This window comes from Synechococcus sp. A15-60 (assembly GCF_014280095.1).
Lineage (GTDB): Bacteria > Cyanobacteriota > Cyanobacteriia > PCC-6307 > Cyanobiaceae > Synechococcus_C.
The window spans coordinates 2,412,914-2,427,979 of the sequence record NZ_CP047933.1 but is presented as its reverse complement, the minus strand read 5'-3'; the positions used below and the strand labels follow the sequence as shown (position 1 = coordinate 2,427,979).

Below are 15,066 nucleotides of genomic sequence, written 5' to 3'. Positions count from 1 at the left end.
GACGTCTTGACTAAAATTAAAGTTTGTTGAGTGCATTTTTAAATGCGCTAACAAAGACATCAACGCATCCAGGATGTTTTCCAGTAACGAGCAAACCTTGTTGATGAAGTTCAACGTTGACACCAGACTGCTTGATGACTTTTGCACCTGCATTTTCAACATCGCAAATAATGTTGTGTGCGCATGTCACCTCTCTTCCTTGGATCAGGTTTGGATCAGCACAAAACAGCCATAGTGAATGGCAAATTGTTCCAATCGCGATGGACCCTTGATCCATCAAAGCGACAGCCTTGCGCAGTAGAACGACAGCCGGCGCTTGACTCACTTCACTGCAAGTTTCTTCATAACGGAGTCGATCCATGGCGTATCCGCCAATGAGTATCAAGCCTTGGTAATCGTTCAAATTTGTTTGACTAACGCACTTGCTGACCGTAACCTTGCTCGTTTTGTCGTTCCCTTCGAAGGTTAAGCAATCATTGCCCCATAGGTAGGATGCATATTCAACGTCTATGCCGTTGCTTGGGAAAAAGTCATTGAAGACATTGTATTCAGTTTCATCATAATGCTCTTCAATTAGCACCAAAATCTTTTGGGTCAATTTGATACTCCGCATGACCAATCCTGAGTCAACATAGCCACGGCATTACCCGCGCGCTTGATTGCAAGAAAAATTAATAGATATGATCGTGCTTGCTTTCTGTGTTCTTTTCGATACAAAGTTGTTGTTTCGATTGTTTGAATCTAAAAAAAAGTAGAGCAAGATCCATCCGTCTTTGGTTTTATGTCTATGGCTTTGGTAACTATGCAGCTATCAAACCATCTGCAATTTTATGGGGGCTACGCTTTTTTCGTTTGTCATCCCACATCCGATGTCTGACTAGTCCTGATGATTTCCTGCTTCTCATCTCCTTTGGCGTTGTACCTATGAATTTGGCCTTCATCATCATCATCATGATTTGAATCGCCCTGTATCTGTGATTTCTTTTTATTTTTGTCCACTGCACGACTGATTCTCGGTAGATATGAATCCTAATCTTTTAACACTTGAGTCTGATCCGTTGACCCGCGGTTGGTCAATCACAGAGCGTGAATTTCGCGAGGAAGTAATTTACTTTCTCATTGTTGATCGATTTTATGATGCATTGAGCGATGAAGAAGAGAGACAAGGAGTTTGGGATCGGGGTTCTAAGCAAGGTTTATACGACAAAACTTGGACCCAATGGGGTAAGTATTGGGGTGGTAATCTGCAGGGAATCATTGAAAAAATACCGTATCTTAAACAGCTTGGCATTACGGCAGTGTGGCTTTCCCCTTTGTTTGAACAGGTTGATGATATGCAATATGATCGTGCACCAATGCACGGTTACTGGACAAAAGACTTTAAGCGTATTAACCCAAGATTCTTGCCGACCAATGAGCCTAATAGCCTTAATTCTTCCCCTACATTGCGCCAACTCGTTGATTCACTCCATGCTAATGATATCAAGCTCATTTTAGATGTTGTTTGCAATCATAGCTCTCCTGATTTGAACGGATCAAAAGGAGTGGTGTTTGATGATGGCAAACTTCTGTGTGATTTTAACGATGATGTTCATGGCTTTTACCATCACAATGCTGAGATAACCGATTGGGAGGATGAGTTTCAATTAATTAACGGTGAAATGTGTGGTCTTGCAACTTTTAATGAGCGCAATCCTGGCTATCGGAAATATATAAAATCAGCAATTATTGATTGGTTGGATGTTGGAGTTGATGCTTTGCGGATTGACACAATCAAACACATGCCAATTTGGTTCTGGCAGGAATTTACAGCTGATATGAAAGCTCATAAGCCAGAATTGTTCATGTTTGGTGAATACGGGTTCGGTAAGCCCTGGGAGCAGCGAACTGTTGATTATGCAAACCAATCGGGGATGTCTATTCTCGATTTTGGTCTATGCGATGCAATTCGATTTGCGTTTTCTGGACAAGAGCCGGGTGGTTTCCACTTAGTTGAATCTGTTTTGGCGTATGACCATGTTTATCACAGGGCGAATGAGCTTGTGACCTTTATCGATAACCATGATATGCCGCGATTTCTATCTATCTGTGATTCTCAACAAGCATTGGATCAGGCATTGATACTGCTTTTTTGCCTTCGAGGTGTTCCTTGCGTTTTTTATGGCACAGAGCAATATCTTGTGAATCAAACCGATGGTGGTGGTGATCCATACAACAGACCAATGATGGAAACCTGGGACCTGACGTGTTCATGCTTCACGTTGCTTGAAAAACTTATTACGACACGACGAGGTAACCAAGCCCTTACTTTTGGGTCACACCGTCAGCTTTATGTCTCAGAAAATATTTACGCTTTTCTCCGCTCCTATCGAGACTCTTTTGCGATCTGCGTCTTGAACAATGGTCCCCAAACCTCACTAACGTTGGATTTGCCAGGATCTCTTCACACCAAGTCTTTGTGTTGTGCATTAACTAATCAAGAATTCTTTGATGTGGATGGGCAGCTTCATCTCAATGTGCCTAGTTCTGGTGCTTTTCTTTTAAGTTCGACTGGTGAACGGGTGGCTGGCACCCTTGTCGTCACATTTCAACTTAATGGACTGGAGACGTCACCCGGTCAATCTGTCGTTTTGTTGGGCGATTGTTTTGAACTTGGCAATTGGGATCTTAATCAGGCTTATGGGATGGAATATGTCAATCTAAATACTTGGATCTGTGAAGTTGCATTTGATGAGAGTGTTGGTCGGCAAATTCAATTTAAATTTGTCGTGATCAGTGAATACTCACAGCCTAGATATGAGGGCATTCTTCCAAGGCGCTTTTTGCTTGCAGAATCAGGTCGACAGAAGTTTGATGCACTTTGGTCGAATCGTTAATGATGAGCCGTTTCATTCTGTTTTCATGCTGTGATAATGACACGGAACTATTGCGTGCTTTTTGTTCACCTCTTAAAATCTGAGGATGACAAAGTCCCAGTCAGAAAAATCTATTCGATTCCTTGATCGTCTCTTTGCTCGGCTTCACGTTTTGTCCGTTCGTGATCAGCTGACTTTAGGAATTGCGATTGCTCTTGTTCCCACGTTAGGAATTGGCTTTGTTGTTTTAAACCAGGTTGTTTTTTCCAGAGTTTATAAATCAGTTGAGCGTCGACTCCAGGCTGAAGCAGAGTTGATTTCTTATGGTTTGCGTGAATGGGGGATTGGCGTTTCTTATTCGCTGAATTATCTTTCTCAGGCTCCTGCACTTCGTCAAGGCAATATCGATGAAATCCAGAAAATTTTTAATCGTTTAAACGTTTCTGAGCCTGGTCGGTTTTGGCGTTTCTGGTCTGCAAGCTCAGAAGCACCTGAATTGCTCGCTCATACAGCTTCGATCAGATCAAAGCAAAAGCTTGCTGCTGAAGCGAATCAGTTGAATCGTTATTATTTTCAAGCTGCATTGCGTGGCTATCCCACTTACCAGAGTGTTTTGTCACGAACCACAGATCAGGGATGCCTAAACGTTTCCAAGCCTGTGTTTAAGTATGGCACAGTTCAAAAAAATTCAGTTGTCATTACATCTGCCCAGGATCTTATTGACCATACATCTGTTCTGTCTGTTCCTGTCAGGACTGATCTGGCAGGTATTCTTGTCATGTGTATTCCACTTGACAAACTTGCTGAAGATACTGGTCTTGATGAATTGTTTTCAGATCAACGTTTTGAGTTGTTGGCAGGCCAGACTCAGCAGAATGATTTTCTCAATGATCCCTCCGGTGTGGAGAGTGCATTGTTTTTAGTTAGTAATACCGGCCAACTTCTTTTTCCTGGTGACAAAGCAAGTTCTTACTCAATTCCCAATATAGACGATATAAAATTTTCAAAATATGCCAGTCTTTATCCTGTTATCTCCAGTGCCATGGAAGGTGCAAAATCTTATCGAAGGATTGATATCGCGGATGATCGATATTTTGTGCTCACGAATAAAGTCGATTCTGCTTGGTCAATTGTTCTTCTTTTGAATGAAAATCGTCCCTTGACTACTATACGTCAGCTGGGGTTTCTGTTCGTGTTAATAGGAGTTATTAGTATTTTGTTGGCTGTTTTTATTGTACGATCAATGGCATGTGCAATTTCATCCCCCATATCGCTAGCTGCTAATGCTCTGCATCGTATTAGTGATGGTGATTTTGATTTAGAGTTGCCAGATGGAGGTAATGATGAGATGGGAGGGCTTGTTCATGATATTCAAAGTGCGGCGAATCGTCTGAAACGTTTTCTTGCGCAAGCGACGTCCTTTGCTGTAACAGAAAAGCAGCTTGAGACGGCAAAGGCGATTCAGGCTGACTTTTTGCTTACTGATCTACCCAATTCATCCCTTTACGAAGTCGAGGCGTATTCACGTCCTGCATTAACCATTGGTGCTGATTGGTACGATATGGTTAAAGTTGGTCAATATGTTTTTATTGTTGTTGCTGATGTTTGTGATAAAGGAGTCCCTTCGGCTTTGTACATGTCTGTTTTTCGAAGCTTAATTCGTTCGAAGTTGATTGATCTTTCATCTCGTCTTGACGATCATGAGACTTTAAACAGTATTCCTGATCCTCAAGCTGACCAGATTGCTTCTGAATGTATTCGTTTAGCGATTGAACAAACGAATCAATATATGGCTTTAAACCAGAATTCATCAATGATGTTTGCGACAGTCTTTATTGCGGCAATTAATACTTCAAGTGGATATGTTTCATATATTAGTGCAGGTCATGAGCCACCCCTGATAATTGGCACATCTGAGCTGTCTAAATTAGATTCAATGGGTGGTCCTGCGATTGGTTTATTTGATTCTGCTCAATATTCTGTGTCCACCTTACAGCTTCAGCCCCGCGACTCATTGGTGATTTATAGTGATGGTCTTGTTGATGCTCGTGGAACATCAGAGGAGGGTTGGGGTTGTGAACGTCTTCAGCAATTACTGATTCGTTTCTCTGACGAAAGTGCATCCACACTTATGAGTACGATTCTCAGTGCGGTTGATCAATACAAAGGTCTACAAGAGCAGTTCGATGATCTTACTGTGATGGTCTGGAAATGGCTTGGTCCGTAAGGTTTGCGGTTGTCTTTTCTTAAAGCCTGTGGCCTCTGACAAATGGTCGTTTAACAATCTTGCAGGGGATCTGTTGACCTCTAATGTCTACGCTCAACCTGGTTCCACATTTGCTCTCTCGTTGGTTCACGAACGCAAACGCGATTCCAGCTTCTAATGTTGGTGACCAGCCTCCGCTTGTGACTTCCCCGACCACGTTTCCGTTACTGTCTTGGATGTTATGGCCCCTGCGGGGTATGGCCCTTTCGTCCATTTTGATACAGATAAGTTTTTGTTGGATCGTCCCCTCTGCTTGTTCTTCTAAGCATTTTCTACCGATAAAGTCTTTTGGCATTTCTAGGTGAACAAGCCACCCTAACCCTGCTTCGAACGGTGTTGTTTCTTCTGTTATGTCGTTGCCATAAAGATGCATCCCTGCTTCTAGCCTCAGGATGTCTCGAGCGGCTAGTCCACAAAGTTGGACTTCTGATGCCTGGCATAGATCCCAGAAATGTTTTCCTTCTTCTTCTCCCATGAGCAACTCAAATCCATCCTCACCTGTGTATCCAGTTCTGCTGATCATCACCTCGCCACAGTGATCAGTGATGAATGTCTGATGTCCAAATGACGGTAGTTCTTTAAGGTTCTTTTTTATGACCGCTTCTAATTTTAGTTCGCTCCCAGGGCCTTGAAGTGCAAGTAAAACCCCATTTCCTTTCTTGTCAACTACGTCTGCTTTGTATTTCCTTGAATGATCTGTAATCCATTCAATATCTTTTTGGGCCGTTGCTGCGTTGATCACAAGATGGAGTTCTTGAACGTTCTCTTGGTTGAAACCGTTGTCGTAAACGATTAAATCGTCGATGATTCCACCCTTTTCATTGGTTAGTACTGTGTAGCAGGCTTGGCCAGCCCCAATTCTGAAGAGGTCTGACGGGACTAAATTTTGGAGGGCTTCTTTTGCTTGCTCACCGCGCAAAGTAATGACACCCATATGGGAGATGTCAAACAGTCCGCAGGACTGTCGGACTGCTTTGTGTTCTTGTAGCACCCCATCAAACTGAATGGGCATTTCCCATCCAGCAAACTCAACCATTTTTGCGCCTGCTTCTAGGCAGCGGCCATGGAGTGGTGTTTTTCGTTTGCCCATGGCGGAACGTCTGCTTGGATCGGGATCCTATGAATGTCTCTCAGTTTTTTGTTGGAAGTGGAAGCAAAGCCGCAGATTGCGATTTTGGTCTCGACCGCGTTGGCAGGCGTTCTTAGCTTGAGAGTCTCTCAAAATCAGAGTTCTGTCCCAGGCTTCCTGCCACTCTTGCCTTCACTGCGTAGCCTCGTCATCAGCGATGGCGGGCGGATGGTGTCGCCTGCGGCGTTTGCAGGTGCACCCTGAGCTCGCACGGGCTCTCTTTTGCCATCACTGGATGCCCCGCTCACCGGCGCTACCTCCGCTGGTAGCGACCGATCAGGCCTTACTTGGCGGTGACCGGCAGTTGGATCTCGGCGATCCAGTGGAATCTGTTCATTCCCAGGCTGAACCCGCCCGGTTGTTGTAACCCCTGACCTCGTTGTTCTGAACACATCAGAGCGTTGACGCGTTGGCAACAATGAGGTTGTTCTTTGGTTTCTCGCGTTGCCGGCCCAGACGTCCATGCCGACCGCTGTCCAGCTGATCGCTGAACATCGCAACGTGGATCAGCTGTTGCTGCCCACAGGAAGCATCCTGTTTGCTCGCGGCGAGACGGCGAATGCGCTGTACGCCATTCAGCGCGGCCTGGTGGAGTTGACTTCTGATGGCCGTGATCGCCTCCGCTATCAAGACGGAGAGGTGTTTTTCTATGAGGATCTGGTGGCGGACAATGCGCGTCACAGCCGCACTGCCAAGGCCATCACACCGGTGCATGCGTTGCGTTTGGACCGCAAGAGTTTTCTTGAGCTGATCCACTCGCATCCCACGCTTGTTCTGACGTTGTTGAGTACTCAGCACCGTCGTCTTCGTGAGCAGCGTCTGGATGCAACACATTTCTATTGACCAAGCAGGAGCAGCAAGGTTCGCGTCACCTTGGCCGCCAACACACTGCTGATGCCGCTGGGGTCGAGCTGAGGCGCCAGCTCCACCACATCCGCTCCAACGAGCTTGTGGTGTTTTAGTTCATCGACCAGTTCCGCAAAGTGCTGCCAGAGATAGCCCCCTGGTTCGGGCGTCCCCGTTCCAGGCATCACCGCTGGATCAAACCAGTCGAGATCCACGGTGAGATAGAGGGGTTGGCCGCGGAGGGGATGGAGTCGTTGCGCGATCTGCTCGAAGGGGGTGAACCGCCCACTGGAGGTCAGTTCTGAAAACTCCTGCTTGGTGCCACTGCGAATGGCGATTTGCAGCAGCGTTTGGCTGGGCAGCACCTCCAGGCAGCGGCGCATGGCGCAGGCATGGCTGTGCTGGGCCCCCAGCCATTCATCGCGCAGATCGGCATGGGCATCCAGCTGCACCATCACCAGATCGGCGTGATGGGTTGCAACGGCAGCGACGGCTCCGGACGTGATTGAGTGTTCCCCTCCCAGCATCAGTGGTTTGAGGCCCTGGCTGAGGATGAAGGCGGTGGCCCTTCTCACGGCGTCCACGACTGGCTCCGGTGCTCCAAAGGGAATCTCCACAGCGCCCAGGTCCGCGTAGGCCATGGCTTCGAGGTCACGGTCCAGTTGCGGGCAATAGGTCTCGAGTCCTGTGCTCACCTCCCGCACGGCGGCAGGCCCGAAGCGGGTGCCAGGACGGAATGATGTGGTGCCGTCATAGGGCACCCCAAAAAGTCCGACCTGGCAGTTCTTTGGTTCGCGCCGCGCTCCCATAAAGATGGCGCCCTCCTTGTCAAACAGGCTGTTGTGCTCGTCCGTCATGGCGTCAGCTCCCGCTCCATGAACACGGGCATGGCTTCAAAGGCGCCCGACTGCCACCGGGGGCTCCAGATCTTGCAGTCCGCTGCAATGGCTGCGACACGGGCGGGATCAGCTTGCCGGTAGCGGGGTTGTCCCTGAGCAGCGAAGGTCCAGCTCCACCAACCGCTGGGATACATCGGAACCCATCCATAGAGAGGATCGGCATGGTCAAACACCTCCCGCAGCAGTCGCACCAGGTCGATATGCACGTGCCGAAAGGCCTCCGGTGATTCGCTCTGCGTGGCAAACACACCACCCGGTCTAAGAATGCGTTGGCAGTGCTGGAAGAAGGTGCGGTTGAAGAGGCCTTCGGCGGGGCCTGTTGGGTCAGAGCCGTCCACGATCACCACGTCGTAGCTGGCATCTGGTGCGGCTGCTGCCCAGGCGATCCCGTCGCCCACGGTGAGGTGAAAGCGGGGGTCGTTCCAGCAGCCGCCGCCGATTGAGCTCAGATGTTCCTGACTGAGCGCCACAACTCGCCCGTCGATCTCCACCATGTCGAGGTGTTGCACACCGGGGTGTCGCAGGCATTCGCGTGCGGTGCCGCCATCGCCACCTCCGATCACCAGCACTTTGGCGATGCCTTCCGCACCACAGAGGGCCGGGTGCACCAGGGATTCGTGGTAGTGGCGTTCCTGTCGTTCAGCCGTCATCCAGCAGCCGTCGAGCAGCAGCCCTTTGCCGTAGCGCGTGCTTTCGATCACGGTGATGCGCTGGAAGTCGCTCTGCTCTTCCACCAGCACGCGACCCTCGAGGCCGTAGCGCACCCCCTGGTGGGGTTCATCAATCCAGCCTGTCGCGGCTGGAGATGGTTGGGTCATGGCTGGACGCTTGGGTTCTCCTCCAGCTAAGACCAGCGTCGGTTCACCTGCTCTGTTGATCGGCGGCTGCTGTTCGGCGTTTGTTGTTCGGAGCAGACTGGACCCATCCCTGCAGAGCTTCTATGGGCTGGATCCAATCGGCCTTGTCGGTGTTCGCAGACAAGCGGGAGCTGCTGGATCCTGCCTGCTTTGACGATCCCTTGGCCTTGCAGGTCGATTGGACACCGCTGGTGCGCGGCGGCACCAATGTCTGCACCCATCGTGCGCAGCTGCGTAAGGGCTTGATGGCTTCGACGCTGACTTTTGTGGTCACGCCGCTGGTGACGTTTGGATGTGGCGCACTCGTGCTGTTCGGTGTTGTCGTTAGCGTCAGCCATCTGTTGTTCACGCCCTCAGTCGCTCAGGCTCCGCTGATGGCGTTGGCGCCACTGGTGTTTTCAGGGATGGGGGGATTGTTCTTTTGGCACCTCCGTCGTCAGCAGGTTTGCTTCGATCAATCCAAGGGAGTGTTTGTGCAGCGGGATCGCGCGACGCCGTTGCGGGAGGTGCATGCCCTGCAGTTGCTGCGGGAGTTTGTGCGTGGCCACAAAAGCTCTTACGACAGCTTTGAACTCAATTTGGTGTGTCGCGATGGCCGGCGGCTGAATGTGACGGACCACGGCTCGCTTCATGCCATTCGTGACGATGCCCGAACCCTGGCTGCGTATCTGGAGGTGCCGATCTGGGATGCCATTGATCTGCGGCTTCCTGAGCATCTGCAGACGCCCAACGCCAAGCAGCAGCTGCTGGGCATGAATCTCTTCCGCTAGGAGAACGGCCGGAGCGTTGTCATGGTTCAAGATCTCCACATCAATGACCGGCTGGTGATTCCTGCGGCTGAGCTGCAGTGGCGGTTCTCACGGGCTTCTGGTCCAGGCGGGCAGGGGGTGAATACCACTGACTCCCGCGTTGAGCTGCTTTTCGATCTGGAGCAGTCCAAGGCGCTTGGCCCGTTTCGGCAACGGCTGTTGCGGGAACAACTGGCAACGCGTCTGCAGAGCGGCTGTCTGCGGGTGGTCGCGGCGGAGGAACGCTCGCAGTGGCAGAACCGCCAGCGGGCCTTGGCGCGTCTGGCTGATCTGCTGAGGGAGGGCTTGAAATCACCGCCGCCCAAACGCAAACCCACCCGTCCTGGACGCGGTGCTGTGAAACGACGGCTGGATGCCAAAGGTCGCCGTAGCGAGCTCAAGCGACGTCGACAGGGCCGCCCCTCTTTGGACGATTAGCCATTACTAAGAAGGGTGGAAGTTTTGGTTAAGGTAGGTTTAATTCAAGTGTGTCATGGAGGTGGAGTGATGAAGCAAAACCCGTCAAGGCCTTGGCATTCGCCAACTGAAGAGCTTGTTGCTCTGATGCGTCTGGAGGAAGGTGCTCGTCGTTGCACATCGCGAGAGCAGGCGCGGGCATTCATCCGTCAGGCCGATCAGGTCAAGCGCCACCTGTGGGGCACCACTGAGGGCACGATCGTCTCCCACGAGTGATGCTGCGATTGGCGTGATCTCCTGATCACGGTGCTCTCCGCATCTGCGCTGATTTGATGCTTGCGTTCAGGACTCTGCGCGGATTGCCGCTTTGGCCTGTTGCCAGAGGGCTTCCAGCTCGCGAATGCTTTTGCCCTGAATGTCTCCACCCAGGGCGGCTTCCACTCTGGAAAAGCGATCAAGAAAGCGGTGGTTGGTGCCGGCCAATCCGTCTTCAGGGTCGATCTCGCACCACCGGGCCACATTCACAAGCGTGAACAACACATCCCCCAGTTCCTCCTGGGCGTGGGATCGGTCTCCCGATGCGACTGCCTCCTTGAGTTCATCGAGCTCCTCGTGCACCTTCTCCCACACTCCGGCCATGTCGTCCCATTCGAAGCCGGCTTTGGCTGCTTTTTTGGAAATGGTCATGGCGCCGGCCAACGCGGGCTGACCACGAACTTTGCTGCCGAGTTGATCGCTCAGTGGGCTTGCAGACTTGGTAACCCCCGAGCTCTGGGCCCGCTCCTGCGCTTTGATCGCTTCCCAGCTGGCGCGAACCGCTGCGCTGTCTTCTGCTGTTTCATCCGCAAACACATGGGGATGGCGACGGATCAGTTTCTCGCTGATGGCGTCGGCGACGGCATCCAGGTTGAAGGCCTGGCGTTCCGTGGCGATCTGGGCATGCAGCACCACTTGCAGCAACAGGTCCCCCAGTTCTTCCCGCAGCTGCTGGTCATCGCCATGGCGGATGGCGTCGGCTACCTCGTGGGCTTCCTCCAGCACGTAGGGCGTCAACGATGCATGGGTCTGTTCCAGGTCCCACGGGCAGCCACCATTGGGATCGCGCAGGCGAGCCACCACGGCTTCAAGGCGGCGTAGAGGATCCGTGGGTTCGGGGACTGGCACGTCGTGGGCCATGGTGAAGCCAAAGGTTGCCGCCACCCTCTCACCGTTGGCGACGCCGGCGCCATCGTTTGGGCCATTCAGGGGGCAAAGGGTCGCCATCGAGCAGCAAGTGCAGCCACACGCTGGCCTCTAGTCCCAGCAAGGTTCCCCACAGTGCGCGCGGGTGTTGCCGTGCGGCATCAAGAAGTTCTGGCCATGCCTGCAGGGGTGTCGGGATGGTGGGTTGCAGGAACCAAGCCAGTCCAGTCCATGCCAGCCCCAGCAGCAGCAGGACCCAGGCCAGGCGCACCGTCATGCCGATCAACGGACCATGCGACCACAAGGAGCGATGCGGGACTAGCCGCCGGTAGGGCCACCAGATCCAGGCCAGCAGGCCCCAGCGCTTCAAGGCACGGGATTGAACGTCAAGATCCGGCGACAGCCAGAGGCCGCCCACCAGAAATGAGACAGCAGTGATGCTCCCAGTCCTCCAGCCCAGCCACCAGCTGATGATCATCCCGATGGGAATGCAGAAAGCCGCAGTGGCGCGGTCATGGTCACGGCCGCAGGCCACTGACGCAGCGATCAACAACAGATCCAGATTGCCGCGATCAGGCAGAATTAGCCCGACGGGCGATTAGCTCAGCGGTAGAGCACCTCCCTTACAAGGAGATTGTCACTGGTTCGATCCCAGTATCGCCCATTCCGGCCCACAGCTCATTTCTGCAGTTGTGGAAAGGCTTTTGAAAGTTCCTGATAAGAACTGCCCGTGGCGCTTGAGGCCATGACGTCACAGCGGCTGCGGGACACCTACATGGGTGATGTTCCTCTTAATGCGGATGCCTCGGTGGCGGACAACTGGGGTGACGCTCACTAGATCAGGATTCACTTAGCCCAAGGCTTCTCTGAACAGGGCCCACCTGTCATGCGGCCTCCACAAATATCGAATGTGTAGGGGGAGTCTTCAGGATGGCCCTGATACAAGATTTTATTGTGAGGTTGAAATCTGACGATCATTTGAGTCGCATAGCCATCGATGTATTCCGAGTATCCGTAAAACCAGCCTAGATCTGATTCGTAGTGATTACCTGCGACAACGCTGGAGCATTGCCTAACAAGCTTCTGAACCTCACATCGGTCCCGATAACAGACCTGCATTAATCCTTCCGCAGGACCACAACCAGCTTGAGCCTGGGGCACCAGGAAAGCGGACAGCGACGCAAAGACCGAGAGCGCTAAAGATTTACTGGAAACTTTCATCGAGCCGCCTCATCGATCTGTTTGTAGCTACCCGCCACGAACAAAAAGCAGAACCAGAATTAATGCGAACAAGTCGCAATAATTCTCCGCTTGGCCAGGATCCAGCCCGATCTGAAGCTCCGGCCGCTGACGAGGAAGCAGCGAGTAGCCGTTGACCTCCTAGTGGCGGGTTATCGCAAGGGCGAGGTCATCACAAAGCTGGGAATCAGCAAAGCCACGTTCTGTCGGTGGCATCGGTGATCGATGCCGAAATCAGCCCGATTGCAAGTGAATCTGCAAGTGAGCTTCCACAGCGGAGGAGGAAGCCCTGTGATCAAGCAGCTTCTTTCCCTGAAGACCAGTCGCTTGCAGAGCAGTCGGTCACTTTTCAAAGCCTTGGGGGAGAGTCCAGATGGCCCTCAATCCCCCGAGGTTGCAGGGGAGAGTCCAGATGGTCCTCGATCCCCTAACCAGTGGGCAGCTCGACGCTTAAACCCACTCCATCACCATGAGCACTCTGAGGCGCTGGTACTCCGTTCTCAAGGTTTCCTCCCGACTACTGAGGCGCTTGGCCATGGAGGGCACCGGTGAAGTCCACCCAGCTGCTGGAGTTCGTCCGCAAAGCGCCGGCTCTGGCGCTGCTGCTTTTGGTGACCTCTGGCCTGCCTTAGATCCGTTCCCCGGTGTTCACATCGTTGGCCTGATCCATGACGAGATCCTCCTCGAGGTTCCCAGGGATTTAGTGGATCAAGTCAGAGAGATTGCATTGGCCTGCATGACCTCGCACAGGCTGCAAAAGCAATATCTGGGGGACATTCCCCTCGAAGCGGATTGCAACGTCGCTGAGACGTGGGGAGAGGCTCATTGATTAGCAGCACCTAAGATATGAATATGGGAAAGAGCGACAAAGCAGAGATTGATCGTCGGGTTCACACCGTCGTGAAACTGTTGTCGTCTGCGAAGACATCTAGTTACGTCTGCAGTTACGCGCAGGATGAATGGGGGTGAGTCAGGCAACAGCAGAGCGATACATGAAACGTGCCCGAGAGATCATCAAGGCTGACTACCCAGTCGAACGATCTGACTTCCTCGGCTCACGCCTGGCCCTGCTCGACAAGATCATTCAGGCCAGCATCGAAAGCAGCAACACAGCAATGCTGTGGGTGCTTTGAAGCTTCAAGCACAGCTAACAAGATTGCTCGATCACAACGGATGAGGGGTATTCCGAGGCTGTAGCAGTGTGGGTTTGGCTAATTGTCGTGCTCTGGAGAGATCAATGACTGCACAAGAGGAAGGCCTCCCTTCCCTGTGGAAAGAAGGCTTAGCTCGCTCGTTTGCGCATTGTTCAACCCATCACGTTTGGAACGCGAGAAAGGGTCGAAGCTTCTGGCAGAGGGTCAGAGCACTGATTGAACAGTGACCAAAATCACAGGTCGAACTGATGCTGGTCATCAGCAGAGGCTTGGATTGCCGAGAAGGTGAGGACACACGGGGGAGACCCCAAACCACACACTTCTCAGCTCATGGCTTGCGCTCTTGTTATCGCCTTCACCGTCATTGGCATGCTCGCGACTCACTCCGAGCAAACATCTCTAAACCGCATCGAGGAAGGTCTTCAGGTGCAAGTGCGTTGAACCGGCTGGCTGAACTGTTGTTGCATCAGGGCTACAACGGAGTCACGCTGCAATTCCCCTGATGGCAACGCTGGAAGAGTTCAAGGCAATGCGTGATGCGGTGCCCGCTGCGGTGCAAGGGGAGCTGTTCAAGCTGATGACTTCAGACCCTGATGCCTCGATCCAGCGCATGGTGGAGATCGCAGCAGAGAAAGGGATGACGGTGACCTCAGAAGAGGTTCGTGGCTTTCTGCGTCAGATGGATGACGACGATGAATTCGATGATTTCGAGCTGGATGCGGTTGCCCTCGCTGCCATTGCTGGTGGTTATGACAGGTTCAAGGGTTGCTGAGCCATGACAACCCTCAACGAGTTCAAAGCTCTTCGCGCTTCAGTTCCTGCTGAGGTGCAGAAAGAGCTGTATTCGCTCTTCTCCTCAGACCCTGACGCCGCCCGTCAAAAGATGGTCGAGTTGGCAGCGGAAAAGGGTGTGACGCTCACCGTTGATCAAGTTCGTACGTTCCTCACGCAGATGAATGAGGACAGCGAATTTGATGACATCGAGCTGGATGCCGTGGCTCTCGCTGCCATTGCTGGTGGTAGGTCAGGCGCAGCTGCTTGCTGATGACAACCCTTAACGACTTCAAACAGCTGCGCGCCTCAGTGCCTGCTGAGACGCAAACCGAGCTGTATTCACTGTTCACCTCAGACCCTGAAGCGTCATTTCAGCGGATGGTGGAACTCGCTGCTGAGAAAGACGTCACCCTCACAGTGGATGAGGTGAAGGGCTTCCTCAAGCAGATGGATGAGGAGAGTGAGTTTGACGATATTGAGCTGGATTTGGTCGCTTTGGCGGCTGTTGCTGGGGGACAACATCGTCGTGCCAACTGCTGCCAAGAGGAAGCGCATGACGAGCCATGGGGTCGTTGCCCTGGCATGCGTCCAATGCGCAAGTGGTTATTCGGTCGGCAGCCTGTCGCTCAGAGTTGATCACTTCGACAAGATGCTCGCCAC

18 protein-coding genes and 1 tRNA gene are annotated in these 15,066 nt (G+C 52.2%); 13 read left to right on the top strand and 6 right to left on the bottom strand.

The window, feature by feature from the left end:
* Positions 1–16 precede the first annotated feature (16 nt).
* Entirely contained in the window at positions 17–613 is a 597-nt protein-coding gene (locus SynA1560_RS13100; protein ID WP_186500766.1) for a DJ-1/PfpI family protein, read from the bottom strand.
* Between the two features lie 409 nt (positions 614–1,022).
* On the opposite strand from SynA1560_RS13100, the gene SynA1560_RS13095 reads away from it, so the two are divergent.
* Positions 1,023–2,876 (top strand): alpha-amylase family glycosyl hydrolase, encoded by a 1,854-nt coding sequence (locus SynA1560_RS13095; protein ID WP_186469660.1) that lies wholly within the window; start codon positions 1,023–1,025, stop codon positions 2,874–2,876.
* Positions 2,877–2,961: 85 nt separating this feature from the next.
* A complete protein-coding gene (locus tag SynA1560_RS13090) occupies positions 2,962–5,082 on the top strand; it encodes a PP2C family protein-serine/threonine phosphatase (RefSeq protein ID WP_186500765.1) in 2,121 nt (706 codons plus the stop codon).
* Positions 5,083–5,101: 19 nt separating this feature from the next.
* Here the strand turns inward: SynA1560_RS13090 and gcvT are convergent, their stop codons facing one another.
* A complete protein-coding gene (gcvT, locus tag SynA1560_RS13085) occupies positions 5,102–6,211 on the bottom strand; it encodes a glycine cleavage system aminomethyltransferase GcvT (protein WP_186500764.1) in 1,110 nt (369 codons plus the stop codon).
* Between the two features lie 196 nt (positions 6,212–6,407).
* Between gcvT and SynA1560_RS13080 the strand changes: the two genes are divergently transcribed.
* Both SynA1560_RS13080 and SynA1560_RS13075 read left to right on the top strand, forming a co-directional pair.
* The gene (locus SynA1560_RS13080) at positions 6,408–6,617 is read left to right on the top strand and encodes a hypothetical protein (RefSeq protein ID WP_186469657.1); all 210 of its coding nucleotides are present in this window, start codon (positions 6,408–6,410) and stop codon (positions 6,615–6,617) included.
* Between the two features lie 95 nt (positions 6,618–6,712).
* Positions 6,713–7,093, top strand: coding sequence for a cyclic nucleotide-binding domain-containing protein (locus SynA1560_RS13075; protein ID WP_186469656.1), 381 nt, complete (start codon positions 6,713–6,715; stop codon positions 7,091–7,093).
* Here the strand turns inward: SynA1560_RS13075 and speB are convergent.
* Both speB and speE read right to left on the bottom strand, forming a co-directional pair.
* On the bottom strand, positions 7,087–7,953 hold the full coding sequence (gene speB / locus SynA1560_RS13070) for an agmatinase (protein WP_186500763.1): 867 nt from the start codon (positions 7,951–7,953) through the stop codon (positions 7,087–7,089). The genes SynA1560_RS13075 and speB overlap by 7 nt on opposite strands.
* Positions 7,950–8,813, bottom strand: coding sequence for a polyamine aminopropyltransferase (speE, locus tag SynA1560_RS13065; protein WP_186500762.1), 864 nt, complete (start codon positions 8,811–8,813; stop codon positions 7,950–7,952). Before speE ends, speB begins: the two co-directional genes overlap by 4 nt.
* 122 nt (positions 8,814–8,935) lie before the next feature.
* On the opposite strand from speE, the gene SynA1560_RS13060 reads away from it, so the two are divergent.
* The 3 genes from SynA1560_RS13060 (at position 8,936) to SynA1560_RS13895 (ending at position 10,333) form a co-directional block, all read left to right on the top strand.
* Positions 8,936–9,622, top strand: a complete 687-nt coding sequence (locus tag SynA1560_RS13060) for a hypothetical protein (RefSeq protein WP_186500761.1) — start codon at positions 8,936–8,938, stop codon at positions 9,620–9,622.
* Between the two features lie 21 nt (positions 9,623–9,643).
* Positions 9,644–10,078 (top strand): alternative ribosome rescue aminoacyl-tRNA hydrolase ArfB, encoded by a 435-nt coding sequence (arfB, locus tag SynA1560_RS13055; protein WP_186469652.1) that lies wholly within the window; start codon positions 9,644–9,646, stop codon positions 10,076–10,078.
* 126 nt (positions 10,079–10,204) lie between these two features.
* Positions 10,205–10,333 carry a hypothetical protein gene (locus tag SynA1560_RS13895; protein ID WP_255476981.1) on the top strand — a complete coding sequence of 43 codons (129 nt, stop codon included), beginning with the start codon at positions 10,205–10,207 and terminating at the stop codon, positions 10,331–10,333.
* Between the two features lie 66 nt (positions 10,334–10,399).
* Here the strand turns inward: SynA1560_RS13895 and mazG are convergent, their stop codons facing one another.
* Positions 10,400–11,233: a nucleoside triphosphate pyrophosphohydrolase gene (mazG, locus tag SynA1560_RS13050; protein WP_255477151.1), complete on the bottom strand. Its 834-nt coding sequence runs from the start codon at positions 11,231–11,233 to the stop codon at positions 10,400–10,402.
* Positions 11,234–11,261: 28 nt separating this feature from the next.
* On the bottom strand, positions 11,262–11,789 hold the full coding sequence (locus SynA1560_RS13045; RefSeq protein ID WP_370523163.1) for a metal-binding protein: 528 nt from the start codon (positions 11,787–11,789) through the stop codon (positions 11,262–11,264).
* Positions 11,790–11,831: 42 nt separating this feature from the next.
* Between SynA1560_RS13045 and SynA1560_RS13040 the strand changes: the two genes are divergently transcribed.
* The 6 genes from SynA1560_RS13040 to SynA1560_RS13015 all read left to right on the top strand — a co-directional run bounded on the left by SynA1560_RS13040 (position 11,832) and on the right by SynA1560_RS13015 (position 15,042).
* Positions 11,832–11,903: transfer RNA gene (locus tag SynA1560_RS13040), tRNA-Val, on the top strand.
* A gap of 1,044 nt (positions 11,904–12,947) precedes the next feature.
* Positions 12,948–13,307 carry a hypothetical protein gene (locus SynA1560_RS13035; RefSeq protein WP_186500759.1) on the top strand — a complete coding sequence of 120 codons (360 nt, stop codon included), beginning with the start codon at positions 12,948–12,950 and terminating at the stop codon, positions 13,305–13,307.
* Positions 13,308–13,470: 163 nt separating this feature from the next.
* Positions 13,471–13,611 carry a hypothetical protein gene (locus tag SynA1560_RS13890; protein WP_255476980.1) on the top strand — a complete coding sequence of 47 codons (141 nt, stop codon included), beginning with the start codon at positions 13,471–13,473 and terminating at the stop codon, positions 13,609–13,611.
* 523 nt (positions 13,612–14,134) lie between these two features.
* A complete protein-coding gene (locus SynA1560_RS13025; RefSeq protein ID WP_186500758.1) occupies positions 14,135–14,404 on the top strand; it encodes a DUF1456 family protein in 270 nt (89 codons plus the stop codon).
* A 3-nt stretch (positions 14,405–14,407) separates the two neighbouring features.
* Positions 14,408–14,677, top strand: a complete 270-nt coding sequence (locus tag SynA1560_RS13020; protein WP_186500757.1) for a hypothetical protein — start codon at positions 14,408–14,410, stop codon at positions 14,675–14,677.
* Positions 14,677–15,042 (top strand): hypothetical protein, encoded by a 366-nt coding sequence (locus SynA1560_RS13015; RefSeq protein ID WP_186500756.1) that lies wholly within the window; start codon positions 14,677–14,679, stop codon positions 15,040–15,042. Before SynA1560_RS13020 ends, SynA1560_RS13015 begins: the two co-directional genes overlap by 1 nt.
* Positions 15,043–15,066: the final 24 nt, after the last annotated feature.